General features: G+C 60.7%; 7 protein-coding genes. 5 read left to right on the forward strand and 2 right to left on the reverse strand.

Features of this window, described 5'->3' with window-relative positions:
- Window positions 1-7 precede the first annotated feature (7 nt).
- A complete protein-coding gene (locus tag CJEIK_RS07370) occupies window positions 8-1,522 on the reverse strand; it encodes a carboxylesterase/lipase family protein (protein WP_005293058.1) in 1,515 nt (504 codons plus the stop codon).
- 86 nt (window positions 1,523-1,608) lie between these two features.
- Between CJEIK_RS07370 and CJEIK_RS07375 the strand changes: the two genes are divergently transcribed.
- From CJEIK_RS07375 to CJEIK_RS07385, 3 genes are read left to right on the forward strand one after another with little or no spacing between them, the layout of a single operon-like run.
- Window positions 1,609-2,376, forward strand: coding sequence for a hypothetical protein (locus tag CJEIK_RS07375; RefSeq protein ID WP_231913400.1), 768 nt, complete (start codon window positions 1,609-1,611; stop codon window positions 2,374-2,376).
- Window positions 2,377-2,417: 41 nt separating this feature from the next.
- A complete protein-coding gene (locus CJEIK_RS07380) occupies window positions 2,418-5,870 on the forward strand; it encodes an ABC transporter ATP-binding protein (protein WP_248623847.1) in 3,453 nt (1,150 codons plus the stop codon).
- Between the two features lie 53 nt (window positions 5,871-5,923).
- The gene (locus CJEIK_RS07385) at window positions 5,924-9,643 is read left to right on the forward strand and encodes a multifunctional oxoglutarate decarboxylase/oxoglutarate dehydrogenase thiamine pyrophosphate-binding subunit/dihydrolipoyllysine-residue succinyltransferase subunit (protein WP_005293066.1); all 3,720 of its coding nucleotides are present in this window, start codon (window positions 5,924-5,926) and stop codon (window positions 9,641-9,643) included.
- 210 nt (window positions 9,644-9,853) lie between these two features.
- Here CJEIK_RS07385 and CJEIK_RS07390 read toward each other — a convergent pair whose 3' ends face one another.
- Complete coding sequence (locus tag CJEIK_RS07390; protein ID WP_011273849.1) at window positions 9,854-10,453, reverse strand: hypothetical protein; 600 nt, start codon at window positions 10,451-10,453, stop codon at window positions 9,854-9,856.
- 101 nt (window positions 10,454-10,554) lie between these two features.
- Here CJEIK_RS07390 and CJEIK_RS07395 point away from each other — a divergent pair, with 101 nt between their 5' ends.
- Both CJEIK_RS07395 and CJEIK_RS07400 read left to right on the forward strand, forming a co-directional pair.
- On the forward strand, window positions 10,555-11,883 hold the full coding sequence (locus tag CJEIK_RS07395) for a magnesium transporter MgtE N-terminal domain-containing protein (protein WP_034964373.1): 1,329 nt from the start codon (window positions 10,555-10,557) through the stop codon (window positions 11,881-11,883).
- A gap of 7 nt (window positions 11,884-11,890) precedes the next feature.
- Entirely contained in the window at window positions 11,891-12,427 is a 537-nt protein-coding gene (locus CJEIK_RS07400; RefSeq protein WP_005293072.1) for a DUF1003 domain-containing protein, read from the forward strand.
- The last annotated feature ends 18 nt before the right edge of the window (window positions 12,428-12,445 follow it).

Consider the following 12,445-nt stretch of genomic DNA (forward strand, 5'->3'; position numbering starts at 1 on the left):
ATCCGCACTAGCGCCCCGGCCTGGGCATCGCCACGGAACTCTCATCGCCATCCCAGCCCCGCATGTCGAACTTCTCCCATACCTGGCGAAACTCCGCGCGGGGATCTTCTTCCAACCTCATTTCCCTCTCGAACACCTGCGTCGCGCGGCTCTCCGACGTGTAGGGCTGCCATCCCGGATCCGAACCCCAGATAAAGCTCTTCCATGCCCGCTGCATATACTCGGAAACCACGGCCATCTCCTCCCCCAAAACAAAGCTGGCCTTCGAGGACTTGGCGTCACCAAAAAGAGCAGACAGCTCCATCGAGTGCATCGCACCCACCCCGAGCCGCCGCAACATCGCCGGCGCATAGTCGAAGCGGTACATCCACACAGGAGCCCCAGCGGCTTGGTGCAGTTCGGCGAGCCGAATGGACTGTGCCCAGAACACGGCGTCGGCAAGCATCTGAGCGAAAACCCCGCGACGCCCTATATCCCCATAGGCGGCCTCGATCTGCTCGGCCAAGGCTGGATCGTGGGCGCGCAACATCGTCCGAGCTGCCCTTATCCTCGAAGATTTCGACAAGAACAGGATTTGGGCAGCCGACAGCTCATCGTTATTAGTCCCGATAAGCAGTGGGATCCGCTGATGTTCGGCGCGTTCGAAGATCCCCAAAGGGTGGTCGCAAAGCAGTTCACCGTCGATAGCGATGCCAAATGCCATATTCATCTCCCGCAATCCACCGCCGCGCCACAACATTTGCTGCCCGGCGCGCACCACGTCGGCGAACGGCAAGGCGCGTAGCTCTGCGATGGACGTTGTACGCGGGACCAACCCGGAATACTGCGTGAGCTTGCGGGCCCAGAGGTTCGATTGCGCGTTAGTGTGCACGCTCATCACGGGAGCCGACTGCAGGATTACCCGGTGAAATAGGCTTTGTGCAGCAGGAATGGTCATCAGTACGGCAGCGGAAGTTCCGCCCGCTGATTCACCCATCAGAACCACATTGTCCGGGTCACCACCGAACCTCGCAATGTTCTCCTGCACCCATTTCAGCGCTAGGAGCTGGTCGCGGGTAGCGGGGTTGGGTTCGCAACTCGCTGCGTCGGAGACGTCCAGGGAACTCATGTCCACGTACCCCAGCGTGCCGAGCCGGAAGTTAAGGGCGACGTACACCACGTCCAATTCTTTGGCGAAGTTATGTCCGCGCAACACTGCGGTATGGGAGGCTCCGGCGAAGAACCCTCCACCGTGCAGGAACACCACAACTGGCAACGTAGCGTCGGTGTCTGGCCGGACGATATCCAGGTTCAGGCAGTCCTCGTCGCCGATGACTTCGTCTTTCCAGTTGTAGGCCGTCTGTGGTGCTACGTTCCCGTATTTTTCAGCTGGCCATTCTCCTTGCCAGCGCACCGGGCGTGGGGCTTTCCAGCGTTCTGCGTAGCCAAACGGGATGCCGCGCCATGTCCGCACACCGTCTACCCGAATACCGCGGACGACCCCTCCCGTGGTCTCTACCCGCACGCCTTCCTGATTCATCATTTCACCATCCTAAGCTCTAACTCTGCTGGCAGCCGGTCAAATGTCTTCCCCACCGTCGGCGCGCTTTTCGCCTACTGTTGATGCCCATGGGAATTCTCAATTTCGGTAAGTCCGATAAAACGCACGACGAGGCTACGGCTACAGCTGAGCTCATTCAGCAGGCTCGGCGTGCACCATATCCCTCTGGGCCGATCGCCCGCCGTTTCTTCGGGGCAATCGACCGCACGGTCTCTGTCCAGGAACCGCTCATCCGGTCCTATGTGGAAAAGATCGAGCAGAAGCATGGTGACGCCACGCTTCAGCGCCGACAGGAAGTTCTAGACACGCACTTTAAGAACCTGGCGACAGGATCCGGCGCGGGTACCGGTGGCGTGGCGGCAGTTCCGGGCGTAGGCACGTTGCTTTCACTGGCAGGAATCGCAGCAGAATCTGCGCTGCTCATTGAGGTGTGTGCCCTCTATGCCCTGGCCTCCGCAGAGTTGAATGGCATCGATATTTCCAAGGAGGAGACTCGCCGCGCGGTAGTGTATCTGGCGATCTCCGGGGCCACCGCCAAGGAGTTGGTGCAGGCTCTGGCTGAGGACCGCACCTTCAGCTCGCTGCAAGCTGCCAACCGGCTGCGCGGTACGCGCAAACTGCGCAAAACCAGCTCTGTTGAGCTAAAGCAAGCCAACAACATCCTGGGACGCTTTGCGTTCCGTCAGATACGCAAGAGTTTCGGCGGCGCGATGTTTAAGAAGGTTCTGCCGTTCGGCGTCGGCGCTTATCTGGGTGCGAAGGCCAACCGGAAGATCGCAGAGCGCATGGTCGACAACGTGCACGTCTTCATCCGCGAGGCCGAAGAGATCTTCTAGCTCGCCCGGGGCTGTCCACCCCTCACGTTAGAATCATCGGCGTGTTCAGAGTCATCCAAGAATCCGCCCGGCGCCACCGATGGTTATTCACTGCCGTAGTGGTTTTCACCGTGCTCTTACCCGCCATTGAGCTGCTGTTACCGCTGCTCGCAGGCGCTTCTGTGGATGGCAGCACGCACGCGATTGGGTTACTAGTACTAGCTGCTTGCGCGCGTTTCATAACGCAGGCGTTGCGGCGTTTCCTGTCTGGCACTTTTAGTGTGCGTACTCAACACAGCCTGCGTACCCGGATGTTTGAGGCAATCCAGTCGGTCGATGAGGGCACAGCCCGATCTTTCGGCACCGGCCAGGTTATCTCGCGCACCATTACTGACCTGACAAAGGTACAAGGCATGGTGGCAATGCTCCCGCTGATGGCTTCCAGCATGCTGGAGCTGGTGCTGATCTTCGCCGTGGTGCTGTGGATTTCCCCACCAATCGCCGGGATAATCGCGCTGCAAATCCCGCTGCTTTTCGTCGTGGCTTATGCCTCGCGTAAGAAACTGTATGCCCCGTCCCTGGCTTCGCAGCGCCAAGCGGCAGTAGTTGCGGAGCAGGTTGATCGCACGGTTTCAGGTGTGCAGGTGATGAAGAGCTTCGCCCAGGAGCCGCGCGAAATTGGTCGCTACCGGCTAGAATCCGCCCGGCAGTACGGCATTAACATGCATGTGGGCAAACTCAGCGCGATCTTCCAGCCCGCCCTTTCCGCACTGCCAAATGTGGCACTGGTGGCGGCTATTGCCCTAGGAGGCTGGCTGGCCATGCGTGGAGCGATCAGCGTTGGAGACTTCTTGGCGGTCTCCACATACATCACGATGCTTGCTCGGCTTACTCGCATGGCGGCTGGGACGCTGGTCAATATACACGTCACCCAACCGTGTGCAGACCGTATTCTCGAAATTATTGACGCCCCGCCGCGCCCCACCGGAACCACTCCTGTGCGCGCCCCCATGGGGTTTGTCGGCAGCGTGCCGATCGCACCGGGACAACCTCCGGTTCGGCTGAGCATCACGCCATCGAGCACGACGATTGTAGAAGGCCCGGTGGCTTCGGGAAAGACTCGCCTGGCGCATGCCTTAGCCGGCTTGAACACCCAGGATGCGGTGGACATCCGAGTAATGAGCACCACAGACGGCATGCCGATTCCTCTATTGGAGGTGCAAGAGGCCGACCGTCCAGCACTGGTGATGGACGAAGCATTCCTCTACTCCGGAACGATCCGGGAGAATATCCTGCTCGGCTATTCAGCCACTGAAGCGGAGGTCTGGGAGGCTGCCCGGCTGGCCTGTGCAGATCAGTTCATTCGGGAGGCTGGCGGACTGGATACCGTCGTAGGCGAGCGCGGCATCACGCTTTCCGGCGGGCAGCGCCAGCGCATCGCCATCGCGCGCGTACTGCTACGCACCCCGCACACAATTATTTTTGATGACGCCACCTCGGCCATCGATCAGGCCACCGAGTCCCAGATCCTGGCTAACCTCCGTACCGCGGTGTCCCACCCCACGGTGATTTACATCAGCCACCGCGCGGACGGCGGCTTCCGCGATCCGGACCAGACGATTTCCCTACCCGCGGCGCGACCGATGGCACTGCCTGAAGAAACCCCAGCCGCAGCCGAGACCTCTAATTCCTCCGATCCTGCGAACTATTCTGCCGCGGAGCCTCGCATCGCAGATCTTGACGACTGCGGGGGCTTCCGCCTTCGCACCCTGTTTGCCATGGTCCCGGGACTCATCGCAGCGGTGGTCGTCACGCTATTCCTATCTTCCGCCGCCGACATCGCCCTGCCCACGTTTATCCGCCACGCTATCGACGGCGGAGTCGCAGAGAATGACATTGGAGCGCTGTGGGTAACCTGCGGATCCGCCCTAATGGTGGTCGCACTCTCCTGGGGCGCACAGGTCGCTAACACCGTACTCACCACGCTGACTGGTGAACGTCTGATTTTTACGCTGCGCAACCGGCTGTTTCGACATATCACGGGAATGGATCTTTTGTGGTTCCACAGCCAGTCGAGCGGCAGGATCATGACTCGCCTGACGACCGATATCGACTCTCTTTCCAACTTCCTGCAATCTGGGCTTTCCCAGACAATCGTGTCGACCTCCCTGGCTCTTGGCATCCTCGGCATGCTCATCAGCACTGATCTCACGCTCGCTGGAATCGTCGCGCTGTTCCTCCCTGTGATCGTGGTGGTGACAGTGGTGTTCCGCATAATCTCCCGCCGCCTCTACACCCGGGCAAGAAGTCAGATTAGCCAGGTCAATGCCACGTTCCAGGAAGCTCTCATGGGGCTCCCCACAGGCCAAGCCTTTGGCTACGGCACGGCACTGCAGACCCGCCTAGAAAACGAGTCGCGAGAATACCTCCGCCTGCGCATTCGCTCTCAAACTGCGGTAAGCCTGTACTTTCCCGGCATAAACCTGCTCACACAACTCGCACAGGCCGCGATACTTAGTGCCGGTGGAACTCTCGTGGCCAATGGCCAGACCACCGAAGGCGCGCTGGTTGCATTCAGCCTCTACCTGACGATGCTTTTTGGGCCGATCCAACAGCTTTCCCAGGTGTTCGATCAGTTCCAGCAAGCCAGCGTGAGCGTCTCCCGGATACGCGAACTGCTTAACGAACGCCCTGCCGTCACCGCGCCTACCAACGCAGCTGTACCAGCCTTCGTGAAACGCCCGGAGATTCGGTGTGAGGGCGTCGTATATAAATACAGAACCATAAATCCCTGCGAACACAGCGGACACAGCGAACACGCCGAAGCTCCCCTAGACATCGACCACACCTTCCGCGGTACCACGGCGGTAGTCGGTGCAACGGGCGCAGGCAAAACCACCTTGCTACGGCTAATAAACCGGTTCATGGATCCCACGGAAGGGACTGTGCGAGCGGACGGAACAGATATCCAAGCTTTCGACGTGCGCGGATGGCGGCGCTGCATCGGTACTGTGCCGCAGGAACCCCATATGTTCGCCGGAACCGTAGCAGAGAACATCGCCTACGGAGCAGACGACGGAAGCCAACCGAACCTGGCAGAAGTGAAGGCGGCGGTCGGGCGAATCGGCGGCGAGAAAATCCTGCAGACAATCCCCGGCGGGCTCAGCGCCCGCATCTCCCCCGAAGCGAGGACTTTATCATCCGGCCAAAAACACATGATCGCGCTAGCAAGGGCGGAATACATTCAGCCAGCGGTCATGTTGTTGGACGAAGCGACGGCCAATATCAGTGACGACGAAGAGGCTCAGATCGTCGAAGCGATCAACCGAGTGACTCGGAACCGCACTGCACTCATCGTCGCGCACAGACTACGCACCGCCGCCCGGGCCGACACGATCGTCGTGATGGACCACGGAAGGATCGTCGAAATTGGCGAACATAACAACCTACTACAAAACGGCGGATTATATGCCGAATTGTGGAATGCCGCCCCAAGGCCAACAACGGGTTTGTAGTAGGGTGGAACGACGAGACTTAGAGTCATAAAGGAAAGAGGCGAGGACCTGCTGTGAGCAGCGCAAATTTCGGTCAAAACGAGTGGCTGGTCGATTTGATGTACCAGCAGTACAAGGAAGACCCAAAGTCTGTCGACGCTGAATGGCGCGACTACTTTGAGAAGAATTCCTCTCCGGTAAGTTCGTCGGGCAACACCCAGGCTGCCGCGGGCAACGGAGCACAGACGACCACGGGTGGCCAACGCTCCACCAAGAACACCGTCACCCCCACCCGGGATACGACGGCGGGCGGTAAGCAGCCTAATGGCTCCAAGGGCCCTAAGAGCCCTAAGAGCTCTGCATCCCAGAGCCAGGACAGCGTTAAGCCCACCCCGAAGCGCACCCCTCCGCCTGCTCCGAAGCAGCCGGTCGAGGCGCCGGAGCCTGGCGAGTCCCCCATTAAGGGCGCCGCTAGGGCCGTAGTTAAGAACATGGACGCTTCCCTGGAAATCCCGACGGCTACATCCGTGCGCGATATGCCGGCGAAGCTGATGTTCGAAAACCGTGCGATGGTCAACGAGACCCTGCGTGCGCGTGGCGGCGGCAAGATTAGCTTTACTCACATCATCGGTTACGCCCTGGTGCAGGCTGTCAAGGCTCACCCGGACATGAACAACTCCTACGAGGTTGTAGACGGCAAGCCGACCCTCGTCACGCCGGAGCACATCAACCTGGGTCTGGCCATCGACATGGTGGGCAAGAACGGTCAGCGTTCCCTGGTGGTTGCCGCCATTAAGGAAGCCGAGAAAATGTCCTTCGGCGAGTTCGTCGAAAAGTATGAGGACGTTGTTCACCGCGGCCGCGAAGGCAAGCTGACGATGGACGACTTCACCGGCGTGACCATCTCCCTGACCAACCCGGGTGGCATCGGCACCCGCCACTCCGTGCCGCGCCTGACCAAGGGCCAGGGCGCCATCATCGGCGTGGGCTCCATGGATTACCCCGCCGAGTTCGCAGGCGCATCCGAGGATCGTCTGGGAGAGATGGGCATCGGCAAGCTGGTGACCATCACCTCCACCTACGACCACCGCATCATCCAGGGTGCAGAGTCCGGCGAGTTCCTGCGCACCATGAGCCGCCTGCTGATCAACGACGAATTCTGGGACGAGATCTTCCACGCCATGCGCGTGCCCTACGCCCCCACCCGTTGGAGCCAGGACCTGCCGAATATCGGCGTAGACAAGTCCACCCGCGTGATGCAGCTGATCGAGGCTTACCGCTCCCGCGGCCACCTGATCGCCAACGTCAACCCGCTGCAGTGGACGCAGCCGGGTCTGCCTATCCCGGACCACTCCGACCTGGACATCGAGTCCCACGGCCTGACCCTCTGGGACTTCGACCGTACCTTCCACGTCGGTGGTTTCGCTGGCCGCGAGACCATGACGCTGCGTGAGGTTCTTGCTCACCTGCGCAAGGCCTACACCCTGAAGGTCGGCTCGGAATACACCCACATTCTGGACGCCGAAGAGCGCAACTGGCTGCAGGAGCGCATCGAAGCCGGCCAGGAGGGATTCACCCCTGCTGAGCAGAAGTACATCCTGCAGAAGCTGAACTCTGCCGAGGCTTTCGAGAACTTCCTGCAGACCAAGTACGTCGGCCAGAAGCGCTTCTCTCTGGAGGGCGCTGAGACCCTAATCCCGATGATGGATGCCGCCATCGACCGCGCTGCCGATGCAGCTCTAGATGAGGTCATCATCGGTATGCCGCACCGTGGCCGTCTCAACGTTCTGGCCAACATTGTGGGCAAGCCCTACGCACAGATCTTCACCGAGTTTGAGGGCAACATCGACCCGGGTGCCGCTGGTGGTTCCGGCGACGTGAAGTACCACCTGGGTCAGCAGGGCCACTACCACCAGATGTTCGGCGACAATGAGATCGACGTCTACCTGGCCGCGAACCCCTCCCACCTGGAGGCCGTCAACCCAGTCATGGAAGGCATCGCCCGCGCCAAGCAGGATCAGCTGCACGAGAAGCACACCGTCATGCCGCTCCTGCTGCACGGCGATGCTGCCTTCACCGGCCTGGGCATTGTGCAGGAGACCATCAACCTGGCTCGCCTGGAGGCCTACGAGGTCGGCGGTACCGTCCACATCATCGTGAACAACCAGATCGGCTTCACCACCACCCCGGATGCCGGCCGTTCCACCCACTACGCCACCGACCTGGCAAAGGGCTTCGACAGCCCAGTGTTCCACGTCAACGGTGACGATCCCGAGGCGGTCGTGTGGGTCGCACGCCTGGCTGTGGATTACCGCAACCGCTTCGGCAAGGACGTATTCATCGACCTCGTTACCTACCGCCGTCGTGGTCACAACGAGGCCGACGACCCGTCGATGACCCAGCCGCTGATGTACAAGCTGATTGGCGAGACGAAGAGCTCCCGCGATCAGTACACCGAGACTCTGCTGGGCCGCGGCGACCTGACCGAGGAAGACATCGAGCGCGTGCAGCGCGACTTCCACGAGCAGCTGGAGACCGTGTTCACCCAGGTGCGCGAGGCTGAAAAGGGCGCCACGCCGAAGGAGCAGAGCGGCATTACCGGCTCCCAGGATCTGCCGCATGGTCTGGATACGTCCGTGGACCGCGAGCTCGTTGAGCGCATCGGCGACGCGTTCGCTGACATTCCGGAGCACATCACCCCGCACCCGCGCGTGAAGCCTGTGATCAAGCGTCGCAAGGAAATGTCCCGCAACGGAAAGATCGACTGGGGCTTCGCCGAGCTACTGGCATTCGGCTCCCTGGTTCACGGTGGCAAGCTCGTGCGCCTGGTCGGTGAGGATTCCCTGCGTGGTACCTTCACCCAGCGTCACGCCGTGCTCTTCGACCACACCGACCACGACCGCTACAGCCCGCTTGAGGAGCTGGCACGCGAGTCCGGCAAGGGCGGTGGCTTCGAGGCCTACAACTCCGCTCTGACCGAGTACGCGGGAATGGGCTTCGAGTACGGCTACTCCGTGGGTAACCCGGATGCCCTGGTGGCGTGGGAGGCTCAGTTCGGCGACTTTGCCAACGGCGCCCAGACCATCATCGACGAGTACGTCTCCTCCGGAGAAGCCAAGTGGGGCCAGATTTCCTCCCTGGTGCTGCTGCTGCCGCACGGCTACGAGGGTCAGGGTCCGGACCACTCCTCCGCCCGCATCGAGCGTTTCCTGCAAATGTCCGCTGAGGGCTCCTGGACCATCGCCCAGCCGTCCACCCCGGCAAACTACTTCCACCTGCTGCGCCGCCACGCTCTGGGCTCCCTGAAGCGCCCGCTGGTCGTCTTTACCCCGAAGTCGATGCTGCGCAACAAGATGGCTGTCTCCTCCGTGGAGGACTTCACCGAGGTGAAGAAGTTCCAGTCCGTGATCGACGATCCGAACCAGAACGGCAAGAACGAGAACGTCAAGACCGTCCTCATGTGCTCGGGCAAGATCTACTGGGATCTGGAGAAGAAGCGCCAGGCAGACGGCCGCGACGATGTCGCCATCGTCCGTGTGGAGATGCTGCACCCGATTCCGTTCAACCGCATCGAGGATGCGCTGGATAATTACCCGAACGCCGAGGTGCGCTGGGTTCAGGACGAGCCGGCCAACCAGGGCCCGTGGCCGTTCCTGGCTCTGCAGCTGCCGGAGCACATCCCGGGCATCCAGCTGAAGCGCGTATCCCGCCGTGCACAGTCCTCTACCGCCACCGGTGTGGCGAAGGTGCACCAGCTGGAGCAGAAGCAGCTGCTGGAGGAAGCTTTCGAGTAAAGCGCTCCCCCGCCAGGCGTTAGCCCCACGCTAGCGCCCTAGGCCAGCAGCCACGCTAGCCAAGAGCCCGCCACGAGCCACTTCGAGGTTCACGTGGCGGGCTCTTTCGCGTTGCGGGTTTCCCCTCCCGATTCCGACCAATGCCGACCATTACCGATCAATGCCGGCTAGAGCCGTCCAGCATCTAGACCCCAATGCTAGATCCCAATGCTAGGCCCCAAGCATCTCCATCGATGTCCCCACCGCAACAGAGTTCAACTTCCCAAGTTCTTCGCGCCCCATCACTCGCTTCGCATACAGCACCACTGCGTTCTGCGGAAGCGAACTATCCGAGCAGGGGGTGGCATCCCCCGGCAAAGACGCCCCAATCTCCTGAGGCAGGGAACTCAGCAATGCGTCGTAGACGAGGAACTTCTTATCCGCATCCCTCTTGCTAACGTCTCCCTCACTATCAGCTTTTTTCAATTCCTGCCGCAGCTCCATCGCCCGATTTCGGTCCAACAGGCCCAGCAGCTCCCCAGTACAGCCGAAAGTAACGTTGATGTCCCCGGTTCGCAGTTGCCGTACTCTCTGGTCTGCGGGCGCCGGCTGGCGTTCCCCCTTGCGGTCATCGGCGTTGAGCTCTCGCACTAGGTAGCGTCCGAAGGCATCGGCGTAGCGCTCGGGCATCGGCGCTTCGTCCTCTGACTTTTCCGGAACCCCAATCAGGTATGGCTCCGGTTTTTCTTCGGAACAGGCCGTCAACCCACCGATTGTTGCCAGGCAGCTTATTGTCGCAATTATTGACGCCACGTTTCGCCCGCCCAGCATTCGCATCTTTCCTTGGCCCCTTTGTTCGCCGTACGCCATCCAAACGCTATCTAACTCGCCACATTCTACCCCGAGGTTGCTATGAAGTAACCTAAGAACCTATGAGTACTAGTCGTGTTTATGCAGGACGTTTGGCCGGCCTTGTTGTGCTGGGGCCGGATGGCGAGTCCGTCGGCCGTGTCCGCGATGTCGTCATCACCATCCACGGCGACGATGCGACTGCCTTGGGGTTGGTGGTGGAAATTGCGAACAAGCGCAAGATTTTCCTCCCGATGCTTCGTATCGCAACGATCACCGGCACGGATATCACCACCACGTCCAGCTCTGTGAACCTTCGTCCATTCAAGTCCCGCTCCGCTGAGCTGACGATCTTCGAGGATCTGATCGGTTCGAAGGTACACACTGACGATCCGGAGCACGAAGAGCTCCACGGCAAGGCCGTGGAGATCACGGACGTGGAACTCACCCGCAGCCGTCGCCGCGAATGGAAGATCCGCAATCTAGCGGTCACCCAGCGCAGCCGCCTGGGCCGTAAAACGTCGATAGATGTGATCCCCATAGAGCACATTCAGGGCCTCCACGCCTCGGGCACGGGTGCAGTGAACCAGGATGCGGAGCTCATCGCCTCGTTCCAGCAGATGCGCAACGCCGATGTGGCTAACGCCTTGGTGGAGATGGACGATGCGCGGCGTAACAAGATCGCCTCCGAGCTGGACGACGAGCGCCTGGCGGATGTGCTGGCAGAGATGCCGGACGACGACCAGACTGCGATCCTCGAGCACCTGAACATCGAACGTGCAGCCGACGTCCTGGAGGAGATGGACCCGGATGATGCCGCCGATATTCTGGCAGAGCTGCCAGAGGACACCTCGGACGTCCTTCTGGAGCTGATGGATCCTGAGGAGTCAGAGCCGGTCCGTCGCCTCATGGACTTCTCGCCCGAGACTGTGGGTGCGTTGATGACGCCCGAGCCGATCATTTTGACGCCCCAGGCCACCGTCGCCGAAGCTCTCGCCCACGCACGCAACCCGGAGCTGCCAACCTCCCTGTCCTCCCTGATCTTTGTTGTGCGACCTCCCCAGGCCACCCCGACGGGCAAATACCTAGGCTGTGTCCACCTGCAGAAATTGCTGCGCGAACCCCCTTCGTCCCTGATCGGCGGCATCTTGGATCTGGATCTACCAGCTTTGTTTGCCGAAGACAGTCAGGAAACGGCAGCACGTTATTTCGCGACGTACAACCTGGTGTGCGGACCAGTGCTGGATCACGACCAGCACCTGCTGGGAGCCGTGAGCGTCGATGACCTGCTGGACCACATGCTGCCGGAGGACTGGCGCGAGGAAGACTGGCGCGTAGATTCTTCTACAACCACTGCAGCGCCGGACACGCCACCGGACACGCCAGCAACACCAGAAGTAAAGGAGGTCTAGCCACACCATGGCTCGTAAGTTTTCCCGCGCGGATCTCGATACTCCGACTGATGCCACGCGGCAGAAGAAAAAATTCAACCTCGATGGTGATGGTGTAGGCCGCGTTGCCGAGAACATCGCCCGCTTCTTAGGAACCGGCAAGTACCTCTTCTATCAGACCGTCATCGTGGTCGCCTGGATCGGGCTGAACCTGGGTGGCATGTGGTGGAACTGGGATCCCTACCCATTCATCCTGCTAAACCTTGCCTTCTCTACCCAGGCTGCCTACGCCGCGCCGTTGATCCTGCTGGCGCAGAATCGGCAGGACGACCGCGACCGCGTGAGCCTGGACGAAGACCGTCGTCGCGCTGCAGAAACCAAGGCCGATACCGAATTTCTGGCTCGTGAGGTCGCCAGCGTGCGCATTGCCGTAGGCGAAACTGTAACGCGCGACTATCTACGCCGCGAACTGGAAGAACTCAACGTCCTTCTGCAGCGTATCGATGACAAGATCGACGACTCTCGCCGCGATGAAGAAGCCCGTGGCGATGCGCGCGAGAACTAGGCCGCGTGCCCGCAAGCG

This window comes from Corynebacterium jeikeium (genome assembly GCF_028609885.1).
Classification (GTDB): domain Bacteria; phylum Actinomycetota; class Actinomycetes; order Mycobacteriales; family Mycobacteriaceae; genus Corynebacterium; species Corynebacterium jeikeium.